Annotated in this window: 20 protein-coding genes; 5 read left to right on the forward strand and 15 right to left on the reverse strand. The window is 72.3% G+C overall.

The genetic code is table 11. The annotated features are described in order from the left end of the window. The 3 genes from AB0N76_RS29075 to AB0N76_RS29085 all read right to left on the reverse strand — a co-directional run. A partial coding sequence (locus AB0N76_RS29075) for a cytochrome P450 (protein ID WP_363562053.1) occupies positions 1-1,271 on the reverse strand: 1,271 nt, incomplete at its 3' end. Between the two features lie 183 nt (positions 1,272-1,454). Further along, complete coding sequence (locus tag AB0N76_RS29080; protein WP_363562055.1) at positions 1,455-2,024, reverse strand: hypothetical protein; 570 nt, start codon at positions 2,022-2,024, stop codon at positions 1,455-1,457. Beyond that, complete coding sequence (locus AB0N76_RS29085; protein WP_363562057.1) at positions 2,014-2,391, reverse strand: PadR family transcriptional regulator; 378 nt, start codon at positions 2,389-2,391, stop codon at positions 2,014-2,016. The genes AB0N76_RS29080 and AB0N76_RS29085 overlap by 11 nt, the downstream gene beginning before the upstream one ends. Before the next feature lie 238 nt (positions 2,392-2,629). On the opposite strand from AB0N76_RS29085, the gene AB0N76_RS29090 reads away from it, so the two are divergent. Beyond that, positions 2,630-4,621 (forward strand): calcium-binding protein, encoded by a 1,992-nt coding sequence (locus AB0N76_RS29090; RefSeq protein WP_363562059.1) that lies wholly within the window; start codon positions 2,630-2,632, stop codon positions 4,619-4,621. A 38-nt stretch (positions 4,622-4,659) separates the two neighbouring features. On the opposite strand, the gene AB0N76_RS29095 is transcribed toward AB0N76_RS29090, so the two are convergent. From AB0N76_RS29095 to AB0N76_RS29105, 3 genes are all read right to left on the reverse strand, one after another. Beyond that, on the reverse strand, positions 4,660-6,654 hold the full coding sequence (locus tag AB0N76_RS29095; protein ID WP_363562061.1) for a ricin-type beta-trefoil lectin domain protein: 1,995 nt from the start codon (positions 6,652-6,654) through the stop codon (positions 4,660-4,662). Positions 6,655-6,804: 150 nt separating this feature from the next. Beyond that, entirely contained in the window at positions 6,805-7,014 is a 210-nt protein-coding gene (locus tag AB0N76_RS29100) for a hypothetical protein (protein WP_363562063.1), read from the reverse strand. A gap of 216 nt (positions 7,015-7,230) precedes the next feature. After that, positions 7,231-8,415 carry a GTP-binding protein gene (locus AB0N76_RS29105; protein WP_363562065.1) on the reverse strand — a complete coding sequence of 395 codons (1,185 nt, stop codon included), beginning with the start codon at positions 8,413-8,415 and terminating at the stop codon, positions 7,231-7,233. Between the two features lie 54 nt (positions 8,416-8,469). Between AB0N76_RS29105 and rpmG the strand changes: the two genes are divergently transcribed. Further along, complete coding sequence (gene rpmG, locus AB0N76_RS29110) at positions 8,470-8,634, forward strand: 50S ribosomal protein L33 (protein WP_363562067.1); 165 nt, start codon at positions 8,470-8,472, stop codon at positions 8,632-8,634. A gap of 35 nt (positions 8,635-8,669) precedes the next feature. Further along, positions 8,670-8,921 carry a type B 50S ribosomal protein L31 gene (locus AB0N76_RS29115; protein WP_363562069.1) on the forward strand — a complete coding sequence of 84 codons (252 nt, stop codon included), beginning with the start codon at positions 8,670-8,672 and terminating at the stop codon, positions 8,919-8,921. A 68-nt stretch (positions 8,922-8,989) separates the two neighbouring features. On the opposite strand, the gene AB0N76_RS29120 is transcribed toward AB0N76_RS29115, so the two are convergent. The 7 genes from AB0N76_RS29120 to AB0N76_RS29150 form a co-directional block, all read right to left on the reverse strand. Further along, a complete protein-coding gene (locus tag AB0N76_RS29120; protein ID WP_363562071.1) occupies positions 8,990-9,667 on the reverse strand; it encodes a hypothetical protein in 678 nt (225 codons plus the stop codon). Positions 9,668-10,225: 558 nt separating this feature from the next. Continuing rightward, on the reverse strand, positions 10,226-11,797 hold the full coding sequence (locus tag AB0N76_RS29125; RefSeq protein ID WP_363562073.1) for an MFS transporter: 1,572 nt from the start codon (positions 11,795-11,797) through the stop codon (positions 10,226-10,228). A 12-nt stretch (positions 11,798-11,809) separates the two neighbouring features. Beyond that, positions 11,810-13,132, reverse strand: a complete 1,323-nt coding sequence (locus tag AB0N76_RS29130; RefSeq protein WP_363562075.1) for a hypothetical protein — start codon at positions 13,130-13,132, stop codon at positions 11,810-11,812. 10 nt (positions 13,133-13,142) lie between these two features. Continuing rightward, a complete protein-coding gene (locus AB0N76_RS29135) occupies positions 13,143-13,529 on the reverse strand; it encodes an ectoine synthase (protein ID WP_363562077.1) in 387 nt (128 codons plus the stop codon). Beyond that, on the reverse strand, positions 13,529-14,347 hold the full coding sequence (locus AB0N76_RS29140) for a creatininase family protein (protein WP_363562079.1): 819 nt from the start codon (positions 14,345-14,347) through the stop codon (positions 13,529-13,531). The genes AB0N76_RS29135 and AB0N76_RS29140 overlap by 1 nt, the downstream gene beginning before the upstream one ends. Next, on the reverse strand, positions 14,344-15,228 hold the full coding sequence (locus AB0N76_RS29145; protein WP_363562081.1) for a dihydroorotate dehydrogenase: 885 nt from the start codon (positions 15,226-15,228) through the stop codon (positions 14,344-14,346). The genes AB0N76_RS29140 and AB0N76_RS29145 overlap by 4 nt, the downstream gene beginning before the upstream one ends. A gap of 85 nt (positions 15,229-15,313) precedes the next feature. Beyond that, a complete protein-coding gene (locus tag AB0N76_RS29150) occupies positions 15,314-15,850 on the reverse strand; it encodes a hypothetical protein (RefSeq protein WP_363562083.1) in 537 nt (178 codons plus the stop codon). A 413-nt stretch (positions 15,851-16,263) separates the two neighbouring features. Between AB0N76_RS29150 and AB0N76_RS29155 the strand changes: the two genes are divergently transcribed. Then, positions 16,264-17,643 (forward strand): aspartate aminotransferase family protein, encoded by a 1,380-nt coding sequence (locus AB0N76_RS29155; protein WP_363562085.1) that lies wholly within the window; start codon positions 16,264-16,266, stop codon positions 17,641-17,643. A 59-nt stretch (positions 17,644-17,702) separates the two neighbouring features. Here the strand turns inward: AB0N76_RS29155 and AB0N76_RS29160 are convergent, their stop codons facing one another. Together AB0N76_RS29160 and AB0N76_RS29165 are read right to left on the reverse strand one after the other, a co-directional pair. Continuing rightward, positions 17,703-18,974: a bifunctional GNAT family N-acetyltransferase/ATP-binding protein gene (locus tag AB0N76_RS29160; RefSeq protein ID WP_363562087.1), complete on the reverse strand. Its 1,272-nt coding sequence runs from the start codon at positions 18,972-18,974 to the stop codon at positions 17,703-17,705. Between the two features lie 291 nt (positions 18,975-19,265). Then, positions 19,266-20,060: a penicillin-binding transpeptidase domain-containing protein gene (locus tag AB0N76_RS29165; RefSeq protein WP_363562089.1), complete on the reverse strand. Its 795-nt coding sequence runs from the start codon at positions 20,058-20,060 to the stop codon at positions 19,266-19,268. 55 nt (positions 20,061-20,115) lie between these two features. Here AB0N76_RS29165 and AB0N76_RS29170 point away from each other — a divergent pair, with 55 nt between their 5' ends. Then, entirely contained in the window at positions 20,116-20,706 is a 591-nt protein-coding gene (locus tag AB0N76_RS29170) for a DinB family protein (RefSeq protein ID WP_363562091.1), read from the forward strand. The last annotated feature ends 24 nt before the right edge of the window (positions 20,707-20,730 follow it).

Genomic DNA, 20,730 nt, shown 5'->3' on the forward strand with positions numbered 1-20,730 from the left:
TCGGATCGGGTGGCGACCGGGGTCGGGTGCCAGCGGACGAGCAGCGTGGCGAGCGCGATCGTGGCCTCGGCGCGGGCGAAGTCGGCGCCGAGGCACTGGCGCGGGCCGTTGGCGAAGCCGGCGAACGCCCAGCGGGGCAGCCCGGCCGCCCGCTCCGGCAGCCAGCGGTCGGGGTCGAACCGGCCGGGGTCGGCGAAGATCCGCGGGTTGTGGTGCGCGACGTACGGGCTCAGCAGCACCTGGGTGCCGCGCGGCAGGGCGCACCCGCCGAGCACCGTCTCCCGGGTGCAGCGGCGCAGCAGCACCCAGCCCGGTGGGTACAGGCGCAGCGCCTCGGTCAGCACCCGGCCGGTGCGGGGCAGGTGGGGCAGGTCCTCCCAGCGGGCGGGGCGGCCGGCCGGGAGGACGGCGTCGAGCTCGGCGTGGACGTCGGCCAGGACGCCGGGGTGGGCCGGCAGCAGCCGAAGGGTCCAGGCGAGCTGGGAGGCGGTGGTCTCGGTGCCGGCCAGCAGCATGGCGACGACCTGGTCGTGTAGTTCGGCGTCGGACAGGGCCGTACCGTCCTCGTCGCGGGCGGCGAGCAGGCCCGCCAGCAGGTCCGTCCCGCCCGCGTGGCGCGTCCGTCGTTCGCGCACCAGGGCGGTGACGGTGTGCCGCAGGGCGCGCACCGCCCGGTGGTAGCCGGGTCCGGCGGGCAGCCGCACCACCCGGCGCAGTGCCCCGGCGAACGCCGTCTCGAAGGCCCACTGCAACCGGTCCGCCAGCGCGTCCGGCACCTGGGAGCCGAGCAGGGTGCGGGTCACCACCCGCATGGCGAAGCGGTAGCAGGACGGGAACACGTCGACCACCTCGCCGTGCCGCCACGAGCCGGCCAGCCGGTCCGCCTCCCGGGTCATCACCGCCGCGTACTCGGCCACCCGCTCGGACCGGAACTCCGGCTGCAGTATCCGGCGTTGGCGGCGGTGGTCGGCGTGGGCGCAGGTCGGCAGCCCGTTGCCGAGGATCTTCCGGAACCGCCCGTAGACCGGCCCGCCCTTGTCGAAGGTGCGGTCGTCGGCGTACACCTGCCGCAGCAGCTCCGGATGGCAGGGCACCACCAGCCGGTACGGCCCGATCCGCACCTCCACCAAGTCCCCGTACCGGTGCAACCGCCGCAGCCACCCGGCCGGATCACGCACCAGCGCGGGCAGGTGCCCCAGCAGCGGCACCGCCCCGGGCAGGCTCGCGCGGACGTAGCCGGTGGGCGCGGCATCCCGCGCGGACGATGACACGGCACGAGCCTAGTCCCCGCCCGCGGAAAGCGACCTGACGTGGCGTCATTTCGCGCGGGCGGGTCGCGTTCGGCCTCGGCGCGCCGTCACCGCCGGAGCGGCTCCGCGCGGTGGCGACCCCGCTCGCGCCCGCCTTCGACGCCGCCGAACGACGCACCCCACCGAACCCACCGCCCCGCCGGCTCACCGCTCGACGGCGGGCGCGGCGGCCTTCCTGGCGCGGGCGTCCGCCACGGCGTACGGCAGGCCGGGCACCAGCAGCAGCGGGGCGACCCACAGCGGCAGGGTGAACAGCGGTTGGTCGCCGACGAGGTACCGGGTGAGCAGGACCGCCGGCAGGCCGACCGCCAGCCCCACCCCCCAGCTGCGCCGAAAGCCCAGGCTGCCCCGGCGCAGCTCCCAGACGACCGTGACTGTGGCGAGGGCGGCGTAGAACGCCACCTGGTCGGCCGTCACACTCAACTCGGTGGTGCGCCGGACGAGATGGGTGAGCAGCAGCAGGCCGCCGAGCACGAAGGACGCCATCCCTGCCGTCCGCAGCGCCCGCCGGTGGAACGGCGCGCGCGCCCTCGCCCAGTCGGCGGCGAAGGCCTTCACGTCCCGGCCGACCACGTCCTCGGCACTGCGTCCGACGGCGGCGGCGTCCTCCAGATGCGCGGTGAGCTCGTCGAGCATCTCCCGGATCGAGGCCTCGTCGACGCCGCGGTACTCCCAGTTGCTGCGACAGGCCGCGAGCACCTTCTCACTCGTCATGTGTCTCCCCTGGTGAATGACTGTCGTTCAGAATCCGGCCGACCGGCCCGGCGAAGGCCAGCCAGTCCGCCCGCCCGGTGGCGAGCTCGGCGTGCCCCGCCTCGGTCAGGCGGTAGTACTTCCGCGGCGCGCCCCCACTCGGCGAGGCCGCCCGGAACGCCGAGATCAGCCCGGCCCGCTCCATCCGCGCCAGCAGCGGGTAGACACTCCCGTCACTGACCAGCTCCAGCCCGCCCTCGGCCAACCCCTGCGCGAACTCGAACCCGTACCGCGGCCGTTCCGCGATCAGGGCGAGCAGACAGAGGTCGAGCACCCCGCGAAGGAGCTGACTGCGCCGCTGCCCGGAGCCCGGCGCTTCCTTTGTCATGCGGTACAAGATAGTCATTCATTGTCTTGCGCCGCAAGAAAGTGCCCTCCCCGGCCAGTGGGGCGGTGGTCACTCCTCGGGGTGGAATCCTCCGGCCAGTGGGCGCAGCGGGGGACGGGGTTGCCGGGCGGCTGTCAGGGGCGCACCGAGGCTGTGTGCCGACGCTCCGGGGCGGGGCGCTCATCCAGGAGGAGGGCCGCCGGGCACGGTGGTCGTTGTGACGACGAGGAGACTCAAAGTGGACCGTTTCTCCGGGCTCAGGCCCGATCACAGGTGCGGGGCCGGGCGGGTCGGGGCGGTGGCGGTCGCCGGGCTGCTGCTGGCGCTGGCCGTGCCCGGGGTGGCCGTCGCCGTGCCCGGTGACCTGGACACGACCTTCGGCACGGGCGGGAGGGTGACCACCGACTTCGGCGGCGGTGGGGCCGACGAGGCCCGCGGGGTGGTCGTCCAGTCCGACGGCAAGATCGTCGTGGCCGGGTACGCGGGCGCCACCGACGACTTCGCGCTGGCCCGGTACAACCCGGACGGCAGTCTCGACACCGGCTTCGGCACCGGCGGCAAGGTGACGACCGACTTCGCCGGCGGCTCGGACGAGGCGCGCGGCCTCGCCCTCCAGGGCGACGGCAAGATCGTGGCGGTCGGCCGCAGCGAGGTGCCCGAGGGCGGCGTCGGCTGGTTCTCGCTGGCCCGGTACAACAGCGACGGCTCCCTCGACACCGGCTTCGGCAGCGGTGGCAAGGCGGTCGTCGACTTCGGCACGGGCGGCGCCGACGACGCGTTCGGCGTGGCGGTGCAGGGTGACGGGAAGGTCGTCGCCGCCGGGCTGACGGGGGGTGACTTCGCGCTGGCCCGCCTCAATGCCGACGGTTCGCCCGACAACGGCTTCGGTCCCGGTGGCAAGGTCACCACCGACTTCGACGGCGGAGCCGACGCGGCCCGCGCGGTGGCGGTGCAGGGCGACGGCCGGATCGTCGCCGCCGGGTACACCGGCGGCAACACCGGCAACTACGACTTCGCGCTCGCCCGCTACACCGCCACCGGTGCCCTCGACACCGGTTTCAGCAGCGACGGCAAGGTCACCACCACCTTCGGCGGCGTCGAGTTCGCCCACGCGCTGGCCCTGCAGCCGGACGGGAAGATCGTCGCCGCGGGCTACACCGGCAACGACTTCGCGCTGGCCCGCTACAACAGCGCCGGCAACCTCGACGGCGGCTTCGACACCGACGGCAAGGTCACGACCGACTTCGGCGGCAGCGAGATCGTCTACGGCGTGGCGGTGCAGGCCGGCGGCGCGATCGTCGCCGTCGGCTCGACCGTGTCGGGCGGCACGAGCGACTTCGCCCTCGCCCGCTACACCTCCGCCGGCAGCCTCGACACCGGCTTCAGCGGCGACGGCAAGGCCACCACCGACTTCGGCGGCGGCTTCGACCAGGCGCTCGGCACCGCCGTCCAGCCGGACGGCCGGATCGTCGCGGCGGGCTTCAGCAACGGTGACGCGGCGCTGGCCCGCTACGACGGCGGCGTCGGCACCCCGGCCGGGGTGGACGTGTCGGTCAGCCGGACCGGCCCGGCCACCACCAGCATCGGCGACACCCCCTCCTACACCCTGACGGTCACCAACCGCAGCGGCAGTCAGGCCGCCACCGGCGTCACCCTGACGGACGCCCTCACCGGCCCGGCCGCCCTGCTCACCGCCGTTCCCGGCCAGGGCAGTTGCACCACCACCGCCACCGGCGCCAACTGCGCGCTCGGCACCCTCGCGGCCGGCGCCGGCACCACCGTCACCGTGACCGTCGAGCCGCGGGCCACCGGGACCCTCGCCGACACCGCCACCGTCGGCGCGACCCAGAGCGACCCCGTCCCGGGCAACAACAGCGCCTCGGGCACCATCGGTGTCAACAATGCCCACGGCTGCACGATCATCGGCACCGCCAACGGCGAGAACCTGACCGGCACCGGCGGCAACGACGTCATCTGCGGGCTCGGCGGCAACGACACCATCACCGCGGGCAACGGCGCCGACACCGTCTACGCCGGCTCCGGGAACGACGTGGTCGACGGCGGGACCGGCAACGACACGCTCTACGGCGGCCTCGGGGACGACCAGTTGGCCGGCGGCTCGGGCAACGACACCCTCAACGGCGGCCCGGGCATCGACACCCTGAACGGCGGTTCCGGCTTCGACAGCTGCACCGCCACCGCGGGCGACACGGTCATCAGCTGCCCGTAGCGGAACAGGTCGTCCAGCTGACGCAACGCCGGGGGCGGTCAGAGGAGCTGGAAGGACCACTCCTGCTTCCAGCCGCCCTCGCAGCTCCACACCCCGAGCTGCTTGAAGTCGGAGTCGTGGGTCAGGCAGTCGTCGTCGGAGACCTGGATCCGGTACTTGCCGCCGCCGAGGCCGACGATCTGCCACTTCTGGTTGGAGGTGCCGCCCCAGGCCTGCTGCTCGGCGAGGTAGGTCTCGGGGTTCTCGGTGAGGTTGAACCCGAGGTCGTTGACGATCCGGTAGCGGTCCCCGCCAAGCGGTTTGATCGTCCAGGTGGAGCCCTTGTAGCCCAGGATCCCGCCGACGATCGGCGCGCCCCAGCTCGCGGTCTCGTTCGGCGCCGACGCGCCCAGGCCGTTGGCGAGCTTCAGGAACAGCGGCCGCTCGGTCGGGACGCTCGAACCGCCCCCGCCCGTCGGGGGCTTGGGGTCCTTCGGATCCTTCGGGTCCTTGGGGGTGCCGGGCTCGCCCGGCGTGATCACGCCGCCGGAGGCGGACTCCAGCACCCACTCCTGCTGCCAGCCCCGCTTGCACGTCCACACCCCGAGCTGCTTGAAGTCGGAGTCATGGGCGAGGCAGTCGTCGTCGGAGATCCGGATCTGGTACCGCCCGTTGCCGACCCCGGCCAGCTCCCACTTCTGCTTCGAGGAGTTGCTCCACGGCTGGAGTTCGGCCATGTACCCACCGCTCTCGGTGAGTTCGAGCCCGTAGGAGCTGGTGATCCGGTAGCGGCCGCCGCCCACCGAGGTGAGCTTCCACTTGGACTCGTTGCCGCCCCGCAACCCGGGGACGACCGCCGCGCCGGCGTTACCGCCGACCGGGACGGCGCCCAGCCCGTTGTCGAGCTTGAGGGTCACATCGGCGCCGTTCCCGGGCGTGGTGGGGCCGGTCGGGTCGGTGGTCGGCGGGGTGCCGCCCCAGGCCCAGTTCTGGTTGGGCGCGTCCCGCCGGTCCTCGGAGCCGCAGGCCCAGGCCGTCACCGCGCTGCCGTTGGCGGTCCGGCCGCTGAAGTCGTCGACGCAGACGTCCCGCGACCGGTCGTCCAGGTCCGTGAGGTGCCGCAGGCCGCCGCTGGGCGACATGTGCCAGCGCTGGCCGGGGATGTCCAGGCAGTCCCAGACCTGGAGCTTGTTCCCGTTCGCCGCCTTGTTGTCCGCCAGGTCGAGGCACTTGCCGTTGGCCGCCCGGAGCTTGTAGCCGTTGTAGGTCCACTTCTGCGCGTCGCCGCCGTTGCACTCCCACATCTGGACGGGGGTGCCGTTCGCGCTGCCGTTGCCGCTGACGTCCAGGCAGGCGTGGTAGCCGGGGGCGCTGGAGTCGGGGGTCAGGCTGCCGGTCCTGGCGCCGTAGCCGGACCGCGCGGGGAAGTGGACGGTGCGCACGTCGCCGTCGCACTTGTACGGGCGCGCGGTGCCCGTCCGGCAGGTCCACGGCTCCTTCTTGACGCTGTCACCGTCGTTGCCGATGAACGCCCAGTTCATGTAGCCGCCGTCGCCCCGGTTGCGGAACGTCGACTCCCCCTGGAACACCCAGATCCGGAACTTGTCGTAGCCGGAGGGGTCCTTCTTATCCTTGTCCAGGAAATGGTTGAGCTTGTAGGTGGTATCGAGCAGGACTCCCCTCATATCGGCCTTGTGCTCGTTCGTGAACCATTCGGTGTCGTAGAGGTCGGTTCCCACCGTCTTGAACACCATGACGTTGAATCCGGGGAACTTCTCGCTCAACCTCGCCGCGGTGTTCTGGGTGAACTCCGCGTTGTCCAGCTTGTTGTTGTTGGCGGCGTTGCGCATGAGCTTGATCGTGTCGAAGACCGAACCGATCAGCGAGGTCATGCAGTTGCCGCCGCCCGGCACGGCCGGGGTCCCGCAGGTCTTGTCCACCGGGGCGGCGGGGGCCGCCTGGGCTGTCTGGGCCTGCACGGTCAGACCGGAGACCAAGGCGACGACGGCAACTCCACCGGCGAAGGCGCGTTTGAGGCGGGATACGGGGCCCATGTCACACATCCATCTTTCTGTTCGACGTCGAAACAGGATTCGTTTCGACGAAGATGGACGATAGGTCCCGAAATCCGCCGCCCTCGCGACTCCTGACGGCATCCATACGACGGGGTCGGGAGATCTGCCCTTTCGCGCACGCGGGTGGCGTCAGTCGACGTACTCCATGGCGATCCGGCAGTGCGCCGGCCGCCCGCGCCGCAGTCGGGCCTCGTCCTCACCCCGATCCGTCGGGACCGGGCCGACCGCAGGGAGCGGCGGGCGCTCCAGGGGGCGCAGCGGGAGGGTGGCCGGTGCGACCGGTACGACGCTGCGCAACGGCCTCGCGACGGCGAGCACGGCGGCCTGGGTCTCACTCATGACGGGTTCCTTCCGATCCGGGGGCGGAGCACCGGTTCGGGCCCGCGCTTCCAGTGGAGACCCAGTGAACACCGGGGACGGCCGTCCTTGACGCGTGACCTACGCGGAGGCGGCCGTCCTTGACGCCTTCCTGACACCCGCTGGTCCGAACGGGGGCCACCCGCCTCCGGCCCCGCCCGGCCCGGCCCGGCCCCACCCCGCCCCACCCCGCCCCGGTCAGTGCGCTACCGCCTCCAGCCCGCAGGCGTCGTCCAGGCCGCGCGTCTCCCACTCCGGGAAGCGGTCGTCCGCCGGGTCCACCGGCTCGCCCTCGGCCAGCAGGCAGGCGGCGAGCCGTTCGTGCAGCTCGGCCGCCTTCAGGCCGGTGCCGATGAAGACCAGCTCCTGGCCCTGCCCGTCCGCGTGGACGCCGGCCGGTTCGAACCGGGCCACCGCGCCGGCCTGCGACCAGAGGCCGGTGACGTGCGGGCGGGTGGCGAGGCGGAAGAAGCCCTTGGAGCGCAGGATGCCGCCGTAGTCGCCGCCGTCCAGGCCCTCGGTGACGAACTCCCAGAGCCGGCCGGGGTGGAAGGGGCGGTCGGCGCGGAAGACCGTGCTCGTAATGCCGTACTCCTCGGTCTCGGGGACGTGGTCGCCGTTGAGCTCGGCCACCCAGCCGGGGGCCTGCTGGGCCCGTTCGACGTCGAAGCGGCCGGTGCCCAGCAGTTCGGCCGGATCCACCGCGCCGAAGCGCGCCGGCACGATCCGGGCGGCCGGGTTGAGGCGCGTGAGGGCGGCGCGCAGGCGGACGGCGTCCTCGTCCCCCACCAGGTCGAGCTTGTTGAGCACGATCACGTCGGCGAACTCGACCTGGTCGATCAGCAGGTCGCTGACCGTCCGCTCGTCGTCCTCGTACTGGCCCAGCCCGCGGGCCGCCAGTTCGTCGCCGCTCGCCAGTTCGGGCAGGAAGTTCGCGGCGTCCACGACCGTGACCATGGTGTCCAGGGCGGCGAGGTCGGTGAGCGTGGCGCCGTCGTCGCGGGCGAAGGAGAAGGTGGCGGCCACCGGCATGGGTTCGGAGATGCCGCTGGACTCGATCAGGAGGTAGTCGAAGCGGCCCTCGCGGGCGAGCCGGTCGACCTCCTCCAGCAGGTCGTCCCGCAGGGTGCAGCAGATGCAGCCGTTGGTCATCTCGACCAGCCGCTCCTCCGTCCGGGAGAGCGCCGCGCCGCCGTCGCGGACGAGGGCGGCGTCGATGTTGACCTCGCTCATGTCGTTGACGATGACGGCGACCCGCAGGCCCGCGCGGTTGTGCAGGACGTGGTTGAGCAGGGTGGTCTTGCCGGCGCCGAGGAACCCGGAGAGCACGGTCACGGGCAGGGGCGGCACGGGCAGGGACAGGGGAGCTCCGCTACTGATCATGGGCGCCATCGTACGCCAGATGAAAATGGATTTCATTTTGCTATAGTCCCTGCCATGGCCCGAAACGAACTGCGCCCGATCATCAAGCTCCGCTCCACCGCCGGGACCGGCTACACCTACGTGACCCGCAAGAACCGCCGCAACGACCCCGACCGGCTGACCCTGCGCAAGTACGACCCCGTCGCCCGCCAGCACGTGCCCTTCCGCGAAGAACGCTGAGCCACCCCCCTCACTGCTACCCGACAGGAGACCCGATGCGCCCCGGCATCCACCCCGCCTACCGACCCGTCGTCTTCCGCGACAAGGCCGGCGGCCTGGCCTTCCTCACCCGCTCGACGGTCACCGGCACCGCCACCGTCGAGTGGGAGGACGGCAACACCTACCCCGTCATAGACGTGGAGATCTCCTCCGCCAGCCACCCCTTCTACACCGGCAAGAGCCGCGTCCTGGACACCGCCGGCCGCGTGGAACGCTTCCAGCGCCGCTACGGCACCGCCCACTCCTGACCGCTCCCCCGAGACCGTCCCCGCCCCGCCCGCCGGCCCGCGCGACGAGCGCGGGCCGCCGGGGGTGCCTATGCCTTGACCCCCGACCAGATCTTCGTGGCGAACTTCGCGCTGCTGCTCTGCGGACCGTTGTTCTTGACGCTCAGGGCCGTCAGCAGTACGGCGAGTGGCACGCCGGTGTAGGTGACCAGGTGCATGCAGTACCGATCACCCGTATGCAGGGGAAGGCGGCCGTAGCTCTGCGGTTGGGCGTCCGAAAGGTCCCGGCAGGCGGTCGGACCCGGATCGGCGCCCGGCGGCACCACGGCGACCTGGTGGGCGGTCAGGAGCTGAATGTACGGATCACCGCCCGGGGTGCCTTCGACCCGGAAGTCGCTGTTGCCGACGCCCGGTGGGGTCTGGGCGAAGTTCCTCCCCTCGAAGGCGACCGTGACGGGTTCATTGAACGTCAGGAGCCAGCCCGCGTCCACCGCACCCGCCGTACCCGCCGCACCGGCCGTGGTCGGCGCCGGAGTGCCGGCCACGGTGCTCTGGGCAGGTGGTGCGGCGACAGCCGGCTGCGCGGTGGCGGTGACCGTCGCCGTCACCGTCGCCGTCGCCGTTGTCGTTGTCGTTGTCGTGACGGTAGCCGTGGTCGTAGCCGTCACGGTCCTTTCGCCCCAGGGGTGGCCGGTGGTGGACTGGACCCCGGCACCGGTGAGGAGCGCGGCGACAGCACCGACCACTGCGGCGATCGCTTGAATCATGGGTGCCACGCCTCCGGAAGGCGCGGCGCCGCCTTGGCCGGTCGCGCGCTGTAGCGGCTGGGGCGAAGCGACCGGCGTGGGAGGAGCCGGCCGTACGGCGGTCCCAGGGGCCGAAGAGCCCTGGCCGTCGTCATGAGTTCTGCGGGGCGTGTGCATACGGCCTCCAACAAGGGATTTGGCGATCGTTGCACCCAACCCGCCATCCTGTCCCCTTATTTGACGTAAAGGCAGCTACACCGAAGGCGCCCGGGTCTTCCCTCCCCACTGTGCAAGCTCCCCGGCTCCGAAGGCCCGGCGCGGGACGGGCGAGGACGGGCCTCGGGGGCGAGGTCGACCGCCTCGCAGGGGTGACGGTCCACCCGGCCGGGCGAACGGCCGGGTGGACCGGGGTGTCGGAGGTCATCGGGGTCGCGGTAGGTCCTCGTCGTACCCGCGGCCGCCGGGGCCCGGTCGACGGAGGCAGCGCCCGGACAAGCAGACGGCACGTCAGGTCAAGCTCAGGGCAAGCATGTTGACCGATCAAGGGCGGTGGCTTGAGCGGCGGAGGTACGTGGGCGGCTATCCGACGGGAATCCGTTCCCCTCCGGTGCGATCCGGCCGGTCCGGCCTGGCCGGTCGCAGGGCGACGGCCGTGGCGACGGCGACCGCGGTGACCAGGACGGCGGCGACGGCGTTCACCGTCTGGTACGCGTCGGCGAACGCCGTTCCGGCGGTCCGGACCACGGCCTCGGCGGAGGGGCCGTCGAGCGTGCCGGCGGCTTCGACGGCCTGGCCGATCGACTCCGTCGCGCCCGGGGGCACCGACGCCGCGAGGGCCGCCGGCGGGGCGAACGCGTGCCCGTAGAGCGTGGTGGTGAGGCTGCCGAGCAGGGCGATGCCGAAGCCGGCGCCGAGCTCGTACGCCACCGACTCGACGGCGGCCGCGGCGCCCGCCCGCTCCTCGGGAGCCCCCGTCATGATGGCGTCCGACGCCACGGTCTGCACGGCGCCGTGGCCGGCCCCGATCAGCACCAGGCAGCCGGTGAGGACCACCGTGCCGGGTCCGTCCGTGCCGGAGCCGGCCGCGGTGAGGCCGATCCCGGTGTAGCCGATCGCCGCCATCGCCAGGCCGGCGGGGATGACGGCCACCGCGCCGAACCGGTGGACGCAGAAGCCCGCGAGCGGCCCGGCGGCGAAGGCGGCCACCGGCATCGGCAGCAGGAACACCGCGGCCCGCTGCGGGGACATGCCCAGGACGAACTGGAGGTACTGGGCCAGTTGCAGCTCCATGCCGACCAGCACGAGGACGGGCACCGTCGCCGCCACCACCGCGGCCCGGAACGGGCGCTGCCGGAAGAGCGAGAGGTCCAGCATCGGGTGGGCGGCCGCCAGTTGGCGCCGCACGAACAGGGCGGCCGCGGTGAGGCCGAGGGCGCCCGGGAGCACCGCCTCGACCAGCGGTGCCTCCGGGCGGGTGGCCGTCTTGACGGCGTAGACGGTCCCCACGGCGCCGATCACGGCGAGCAGCGGCGAGGTGAGTTCCCAGGGTTCGTCCTCCCCGGCCGTGCGGTTGACCAACCGCACCGCGACGAAGGCGAGGACGGCCGCGACCACGGGGATGTTGATCAGGAAGACCGAGCCCCACCAGTAGCGCTCCAGGAGCAGCCCGCCCACCACCGGGCCGACCGCCGCCCCGCCCGCGGCGACCGCGCTCCACACGCCGATGGCGGTGGCCCGTTGGCGTTCGTCGTGGAAGGTCTGCCGGATGATCGCCAGGGTGGCCGGGATGATCATCGAGGCTCCGGCGGCCAGCACGGCCCGCCCGGCGATCAGGACACCGGGCGTGCCGGCCAGCGAGCACAGCGCGGACGCGGCCGCGAACACCGTGAGCCCGAGCGTCAGCAGGCGCTTGTGCCCGATCCGGTCCCCGAGCGGTCCGGTGATCAGGACCAGGCCGACCATCATCAGCGGGTAGACGTCGGCGATCCACAGCACTTCGCGCGCCGTCGCGCCGAGCGTCCCGGTGAGCGACGGCACGGCGACGTTGAGGATGGTCGCGTCCGCCGCCACCGGCAGGAAGCAGCCGGCGACCACGGCCAGCGCCAGCCAGCGGTTCGGGCGGCGGCCGCCCGCTTCTTCTGCGCCTTCCACGTGCACGTCCGGTCAGCCCCGCTCGATCCGGTCGCGGACGTTCCGGACCAGTTCGTGGAACCCCGTGAGCGTCGGTGCGTAGATCATGCAGCTGAGGCGGCCGGTCGCGAGCCCGGTGAGCTCGCACGGGACGACGCCGGAGGCTCCGGCCTCGGGGCGCCGGACGAGCGGCCCGAGCAGGTCCAGCACCTCCGCAAAGGGGGTGCCGGCCGGCAGCCCGTAGAAGTCGTGGTTCCCGACGGCCTGGTGGCGCTGGTAGCCCGTGCCGAAGAAGCGGAGTCCGAAGTCGTGGACGTGGGTGGAGCCGGTGCGCCGCGCGTTGAGGTCCAGCATGATGACCTCGCCGTCGGCCGCGGCCACCGCGTCGATCCCGAAATGCCCCTGGTAGCCCCGCCGTTGGAGTTCGTCCGCGATCACCCGGCTGCCGGCGCGGAAGGGCTCGTACCACTTCTCCCCGATGAAGGACGGCGCCGTGACGTTGCCGCGCAGCAGGGTGGGGGCTTCGAACAGCATCTCGCAGGCGTGCGTCAGGTACGGCGCCCGTCCGGGATCGGCCGGGACGACGTACTCGACGGAGGGGAAGACGACGCCGGCGCCGTCGATGTACTCCTCGACCACGATGGGGTCGTCACCGTAGTAGCTGCTGCTCGCCAGCTCCCGGGCGATGTGGTCCTCCCGGTCGCCCGGCCGGAAGACCAGCAGTCCGACGCTCGCCTCGCCCTTGTCGGCCTTGACGATGCAGGGGCGGCCGCGCCCGAGGAGGGCGAGCACCGCGTTCCGGGCCTCCACCAGGCCCGTGCAGTGGCGGCCCGGGGCCGTCCGGCACCGGCCCCCGGTGAGGCCGAGGTCGGCGACCAGGTCGCGCAGGCCCGACTTGGTGTCGAGCAGGTCGCGCAGTTCCTGCCGCTCGCAGCTCTCCGGGAGCTCGACGGTCACGCCGTGCGCCGAGCGCATGGTCTCCGCGAAGGTCCAGAGCTCGGGCGTCGTCGTGTGCGGGACGAGCCTGAACCGGCGCGCCGGTCCCGCGTGCTCCACCAGCCGCGCCATCAGGTCCCGGTCGTCGAGGATGTCGGTGAAGAGGGGGCCGGAGCTCTTCGCGGGGACGGCGTTGACGATGCCCGGCAGGCCGAGGAAGCCGGTCTGCCAGTCGAGTTCGGCGATCGGCGCGGCGGTCACGATGAGCTTCTCGGCGGGCTGCCAGAAGATCGCCTGGTCCTGCTGGGGGAAGCACTCCGCGATGGTCTCCGCACCGGCGGGTGCGCGGCCGGCGATGGCGCGCAGGGTGTCGACCGCGTTGACGACGCAGACGGTGGGTGGTTCCGGTCGTTGCTGCAAGATCACTCCCTCAGTAGCCGGAGGCGGACGGGCCGTCCAGGCGGTGGCGCTCGGTCCCCTTCAGGGGCGGGTTGAAGATGCTGATCAGCACCAGGTCCTCGTCGGGACCGCCGCGCAGGTAGTGCCGGTCGTGGTCGTTCAGCACGTAGATGTCACCGGGGCGGATGCGGTGGACGTTCCCGGCCATGTCCTCGATCTCGCCCTCCCCGGAGATGCAGTAGCAGGACTCCAGGTGGTTCACGTATTCGAGCAGGGAGACGCTCCCCGCCCTGACGATCGTGTGGCAGACGCCGTACCCCATGCCGTCGGCCTCGATCAGCAGGCGGTAGCTCTTGCCGTTGCCCCAGTCGATGTCCCGGTCGGTGCCCTTGACCTCGTCCAGACTTCTGATGAACATCACTCGCCCCCGGTCGGAGATTCGGCGCCGGCCCGGCGCGGCCCGTCGCCCCGGCGGAGCCCGTCGCCCCGGCGGACGAGGGAGACGGCCTGGTCGACGACGTGCCAGAAGAGCTTCTCCCCCAGCTCGGCGGACGAGCCGGCGGTGGAGGACAGGACGCCCTGGTTGGTCGTCCGGGTGACGTCCGCCGGGTGGAGGAAGATGCCGCCGCGCGGCGGGTGATCGTGCTCCGGGCGGGCGTCGGAGACCAGTTCGGGCCGGAGGTAGAGCATCAGGCTGGTCTCGGTGAGGCCGGCGTGCTCGGCGTGCCAGCCCGGGAAGTCGGCGACCTCGTCGCGCAGCCAGTCGGTCTCGACCAGGCTCCACCAGCTGAACGCGATGATCTCCGGCCCGCCCGCGCCGAGCTTGCGGCCGACCGTGTCCAGGGCCTCGAAGATGAACGGCTCGTTCTCGAAGTGGCCGTTCACCACGATCAGTCGGGCGAAGGGGAGGTCGACGAGCGAGCTCGCCGCGTCCCGCAGGAACCCGATCAGCGAGTCGCCGTTGACGTAGACGGTGCCGGGGAAGGCCAGGCCCCCGCCGCTCTGCGGCAGCGACCGGGCGGCGATCGACTGGACCGGCAGCGTCAGGCCGTCCAGCTCGTAGGCGATCTGGCGGGCGAAGGCCTCGGCGAGGACGGCGTCGACGGAGAGCGGCAGGTGCGGTCCGTGCTGCTCGACGGCCCCGATCGGCCACACCAGTGCCCGGCCGCGGACCGCTTCGAGGACGCGGGCGCTGGAGACGTCCGCGAGGCCGTGGCCCTTGGAACGCGGCCTCATGACGCGACCCCCGAGGCCTCCGCCGTCGTGCCCGGCACCCGCGCCGCCATCAGGGCGTCGGTCTCCCGGACGATCCGGCCCAGGGTGCCGTACATGTCGGTGTGCAGCGCGGTGTAGACCTGCGCCGCCACGGCTCCCACGCTCAGGTAGTCCACCACGTCCCGCCCGGACGCGACACCGCCGCAGCCGAGCACCGGCAGGGTGAACCCGCGCCGGCGCAGCCGCCAGACGGCGGCGAGCACCAGGGGCTTGATCGCGGGGCCCGAGTACCCGAACACGCCGCCGAGTTCCAGCCCGCCGGTGTCCGGTGACACCGCGGCGGCCGGGATGGTGTCGCTGATCGTGACGGCGTCCGCGCCGCCGTCGGCCGCGGCCCGGGCCCTTTCCTCCAGGCCCTCGCCGGCGGCCAGCTTCACCGCGAAGGGGAGGGCGGTGGCCGCCCGGACGTGTGCCGTGTAGGCGTTCACGCGGGCCGGGGTGTCCTCCGGTCCGTCGTCCTCGTTCAGGCAGGAGATCCCGAGCTCCAGCGCCCGGCAGCCGGTGCCCTCGACCTGTTCGGCGAGCGCGGCCAGCTCGGCGGGGGTGCCGGCGTGCACGGACGCGATCACCGGCAGGCCGTCCTCGGCCAGGGCGCGCAGGATGCCCAGCCAGGTGTCCACGGAGCGCTTGGAGTAGGTGGTGCTGTTGAGCATGCCCGTCGGAAGGCGGAGGATCCGCTCGTCCGTGGACGTCGGGGGGTGCGGGTGGATCGTCTTGGTGACGACCGCCCCGGCACCTGCCGCCAGCAGCCGGCGGATGTTGCGTTCCTGATCGGTGAGCAGGCCCGATCCCACGATGACGTGGTTGTTCAGCTTCAGGCCTAAGACTTCCGGGCTCGGCATGCGCCCTCCCAATTCGACGACGGGGTCACGGGACGTTGGTGCTCCGGGCGTCCGCGGTGCCAGGTCCTCATCCAGAAGAGAGGCCCTAGCCGACGCTGGCGGCGATCGCCTCGCGCTGGCGCTCGGTCGCGCTGAGGAGGGCGTCGGTGAGCAGCCGCGGATTCGCGTGGAACTCGTCGACGTCGATGATCTGGACGGCGCCCACCCGCGGCAGCCCCTTCAACAGGTGGCTGGCCGACTCGACGAACGGCTGCCTGGTGATCATGACGATCGGCCGGCCCAGCGCGGTGGCCCACCCCAGCTCCACGTGCGTCCCGTCGGTCCGGAGCAGAACGTCGGCCGTCACCGGCAGCACGGGGACGAAGACGTCGCACTTCTTCATCCACCGGAAGTCACGCACTGAGACCTGATCCGGTGTGAAGGAGGCGGTGTCGGCGCCGAACCGCTCGACCACGTGGGCCGAGAACACGTTCCCGCCGTCCTCCTCGATGTGGTCGATCGCCGTGGAGATGGAGGTGCGCAGGTGTGCGGCGAACCCGCCGGGGAGGATCGCGTGCTGGATCGGGCCCCCGACGAAGATGTCCAGACCCGAAAGGGGGCCTCCGGAAGAACCGTTGCTCATGACTGCCCCTCGCTTGACTCGGTATCGAGTTGATGCTCCAGGGACTGTAGTTGGCCCCTGATTCACCGGTCAACGGAAAACTGACGAAACTTTCAGTCAAGTTGAGAGAGGCTCTCGAATGTCGAAATGGACAGCGATCATGGACTTGTGCTGCGGAATCCGAAGCAGAACGGGCGTCAAGTCAACGGATTCCCTTGACGCCTGACGTGGCCTCGGGCAGGATCTGCGTCAGCCCGAGCGGGGCCCGGCGGTGCGCCGACGGCCCGGCCCGACTCATCGAGGGCGGCCGCCGAGCGCCCGCCCCTTACGGCACAGCGAAGCCCGCGCAGTACGTCCGCGCGGGGCTGCCAGCGCCTTCCCGACTCACTGCCTTCCCGAAGCCACGGAAACAGCCCTACAGCTGAGGAACCCGAATGACTGCGGATCGCTCCAAGACCGCGTACGACCATCTCTGGATGCACTTCACCCGGATGTCGTCGTACGAGCACTCCCCCGTGCCGACCATCGTCCGAGGTGACGGCACCTACATTTACGACAGCGACGGCAAGCGGTACCTGGACGGCCTGGCCGGCCTGTTCACCGTCCAAGTGGGCCACGGCCGCCAGGAGTTGGCCGAGGCCGCGGCCAAGCAGGCCAAGGAGCTGGCCTTCTTCCCGGTGTGGAGCTACGCGCACCCCAAGGCCGTCGAGCTGGCCGAGCGGCTCGCCCACTACGCGCCGGGCGACCTGAACAAGGTCTTCTTCTCCACCGGCGGCGGCGAGGCCGTCGAGACCGCCTGGAAGCTGGCCAAGCAGTACTTCAAGCTGGTCGGGAAGCCGACCAAGTACAAGGTCATCTCGCGCGCCGTCGCCTACCACGGCACTCCGCAGGGCGCGTTGTCCATCACCGGACTGCCCGCCTACAAGGCGGCGTTCGAGCCGCTGGTGCCGGGCGCCCACAAGGCCCCGAACACCAACATCTACCGCGCTCCCTCCTTCCTGGCGAACGCCGACGGCACCGTCGATCCCGAGGTCTTCGGCCGGTGGGCGGCGGACCAGATCGAGGAGGCCATCCTGTTCGAAGGCCCCGACACCGTCGCCGCCGTGTTCGTCGAGCCGGTGCAGAACGCCGGCGGCTGCTTCACCCCGCCGCCCGGCTACTTCCAGCGCCTGCGCGAGATCTGCGACCGCCACGACGTACTGCTCGTCTCGGACGAGGTCATCTGCGCCTTCGGCCGCCTCGGCACCATGTTCGGCGCCGACAAGTTCGACTACGTCCCCGACATGATCACCTGCGCCAAGGGCATGTCCTCGGGCTACTCCCCGATCGGCGCCACGATCATCTCGGACCGCATCGCCGAGCCCTTCTACAAGGGCGACGGCGTCTTCCCGCACGGCTACACCTTCGGCGGCCACCCGGTCTCCGCCGCCGTCGCCCTCGCCAACCTCGACATCTTCGAACGCGAGGGCCTCAACCGGCACGTCCTGGCCAACGAGGGCAACTTCCTCAAGACCCTCGACAAGCTGCGCGACCTGCCGATCGTCGGCGACGTCCGCGGCAACGGCTACTTCTACGGCGTCGAACTCGTCACCGACAAGGCCACCAAGGCCACGTTCACCGACGAGCAGTGCGAGCGCGTCCTCTACGGCTACCTCTCCAAGGCCCTCTACGAGAACGGCCTCTACTGCCGCGCCGACGACCGCGGCGACCCGGTCGTCCAGTTCGCCCCGCCGCTGATCGCGGACCAGTCGACCTTCGACGAGATCGAGCAGATCATGCGGCACTGCCTGACCGAGGCCTACGCCAGGATCTGACCGCCAGGATCCGACTGTCAGGACGGGGACTTCCGCGCCGGCCGGGGCTCATTCTGGCCTCACAGCCGGGCGTGGGAACCGATGTCGGCGCGGAAGGCCTCGACCATGGCGGCGGTCACCGTCGGACGGCTCGCCCCGATCGCGGCGAGGTGGTCCGCGGTGGTCGCCCCGGGGACGGCGTCGTCGCGTTCGAAGGCGGTCTGGGCCGCCAGCCGAGCGGCGTGCTCGATGTCGGCGGGCGAGAACCGCTCACTCGCCGCCACCAGCGCCGGCACGTCCACGTCGACGCGGTCCGCGTCGAGGGCGTAGCGGGACCAGATCGCGGCGCGGGCGTCCGGGTCCGGCGGACCGATCGGGATGACGTAGTCGAACCGGCCGGTGCGCAGGAACGCCGGGTCCAGCGAGCGGACCGAGTTGGTCGCGCAGACCAGCAGCCGGCCGTCGCGTTCGCGGAACCCCGGGATCAGCTTGAGCAGTTCGTTGGTCACCCCGTGCACGGCGCCCGGCTGACCGGCCGCGCCGCGCACGGGGGCGATCTCCTCCACCTCGTCGATGAAGACCAGCACCCGCTCCAGTTCGCCGATCCGGGCGAACGCGCTGCGCAGCGCGGCGGCCAGGTTGCCCTGGTCGGCGAGGCGGGAGGGCAGCAGTTCGACGAACGGCCAGCCCAGCCGGGAGGCGATGGCCCGGGCGAAGGTGGTCTTGCCGGTGCCGGGCGGCCCGAACAGGGTGATCGCCCGCGGCGGCCGGACCCCGTGCCGGGCGGCGCGTTCGGGTTCCGCGAGCGGCAGCACGATCCGCCGCTCGATCAGTTCCTTCTCCGCGGTCATCCCGGCCACCTGCTCCCACAGGTCGCCGCTCAGCAGCCGCCCGCCGAGCTCGTCCAGCGTGCCGACCGCGGGGCCGGCGGCGGGCTCGGTCTTCTCGAAGTACGCTGCGGCGGGCCGTCGTTGGTAGCCCGCGTTGTGCAGCCCCTCGCCGAGCAGCTCCTCCTCCGGCAGCACATAGGCGATCCGCCGCACCCGCAGCTCGACCAGCCGCCGCTCCAGCTCCCGCAGCAGCGCGCTGGCCAGCCCCCGGCCGCGCCAGGCCGGGGCGATCGCCACCCGCATCACCCAGGCCCGCTCCCCCGTCCCCGCCACCTGCGCCAGCGCGGCCCCGATCGGCGTGCCGCCGTGCACCGCGACGACGGCGGGCTGACGCGCGGTCAGCGCGGCGATGCACTCGGCGAGCGGGAACACGGACTCCTGCCCGAGCCCGGCGGTGCTGTCGATCAGATGCACGACGGCGGCCAGGTCCTCCCCCCGGTAGTCGTGGATCAACCAGTTCACGCCCATCACTCCCTGCGTCGTACACCGTTCGGGTCCCGCAGAAGGTAGACCGCCCCGCCCCACCCCGTCGCACGCCGATCGGGACAACCCGCCGCCCACGAACCGTACGCACCAGCGGCTTGCCCGCCGACCGCGAACCGGTCCCGGTGGCCTGGTGCACCAGCCGTCGACCCCGTCGCCGTGGCCGGGAAGTCCCGAACTGCCGGCGATGGACGGCGGCCTGGTCGTTCGCGGCGAGCCGCCCGTATGGCGCCGGGCCGCCGAGCCGCTGCCGGATCCCGCGTCTGCCCGTCAGCCGTTGCCGAGGGCCAGGACCGCGGCGGCTGCCGGGGCGGAGGCGTCGATGCCGTGGTCGCCGCCCTCGACTTCGGCGGCGACGGCGAGGTTGTCGCGGTAGGAGGTGAACCAGCTGTTGTCGGGCCTGCCGTCGATCTCGGCGGTGCAAGTCTTCGCGCCGATGTCGCCGTTCAGGCCGGTCATGGCGGGGGCGGCCGTGCCGGAGCGGGCGGTGCGGCTCATCATCGAGCGCAGCCCCTTGAGGGTGCCGGCCGAGAGCGTGCGGGCGGGCGGTTGCTGGGGCAGGCCCGGGATCAGGACCGGCTGGCGGAACGTTCCGTTCTGGACGGTGGCGGCTATCGAGGCCACGGCGAGGGCGAGGATGTGGCCGGTGCTCGGTTCGATCGCCACCAGGGAGGCGGGCCGGGTGCCGTTCCTGGACTGGGTCCGTACCGCGGCTTCGGCCGCAGCCTGGAGGCCGGCGTCGATGGTCAGCTTGAGCGGGGGCGCTGATCCGGGGCCGTCGATGGTGAACAGGTGCTCGGGTCTGTCCCGGCCGGCGTCGTCCGTGATGACCACGGACGCACCGGCGGCGGTCGCGGGGACGGCGTCGGCGAGGCTGCTCAGCAGCGGGGTGAGCGACGGTGCGTCGAGCGTCTTGCCGTTGCGGTCCACCAGGCCGCCGGGCGGGGCCGCGACGCCGGTTTTGACCGCGATCGACTTCCCGGCGGCCAGGTGCGGGGCGCGGACCGGTGCATCCGACGACGACGGCGTGCTCCCCGGCGGCGCCCGGGAGCAGGTCCGGACCAAGCCCGGACCAGGATCCACCGGCCCGTTGTCGGTGGCTGATGCGACACTCGGCCGCATGAAGCCCACTGATCCGAAAGCCGACCTGCACCACTACCTCAAGGCGGCCCGCCAGGCCGTCGTCTGGAAGCTGGACGGGCTGTCCGAGTACGACATCCGCCGCCCCCTGACGCCGACCGGCACCAACCTCCTCGGCCTCGTCAAGCACCTCGCCAGCGTCGAACTCGGGTACTTCGGCCCGACCTTCGGCCGTCCGCACGACGAATCGCTCCCCTGGTTCGAGGAGGGCGCCGAGCCCAACGCGGACATGTGGGCGACCGCCGACGAGTCGCGCGAGGACGTCCTCGGCCTCTACCACCGGGCCTGGGCGCACGCGGACGCGACGATCGAGGCGCTGCCGCTCGATGCGATGGGCCACGTCGCCTGGTGGGAGAACGGCGAGGTGACGCTCCAGCGGATCATGCTGCACCTGACGGCCGAGACGCACCGGCACGCCGGCCACGCCGACATCGTCCGCGAGCTGATCGACGGCACGGTCGGTCTGCGGCAGGACAACGGCAACATGGACGGCGGCGACGAGGCCTGGTACCGGGATTACCGGGACCGCCTGGAGGCGTCCGCCAGGGAGGCCCAGGCCAGGCAGGGCTGAGGCCGTTCGGGGAGGTGTTCGCCC

It is taken from the genome of Kitasatospora sp. NPDC093806 (genome assembly GCF_040683335.1).
Taxonomy (GTDB): Bacteria; Actinomycetota; Actinomycetes; order Streptomycetales; family Streptomycetaceae; genus Kitasatospora.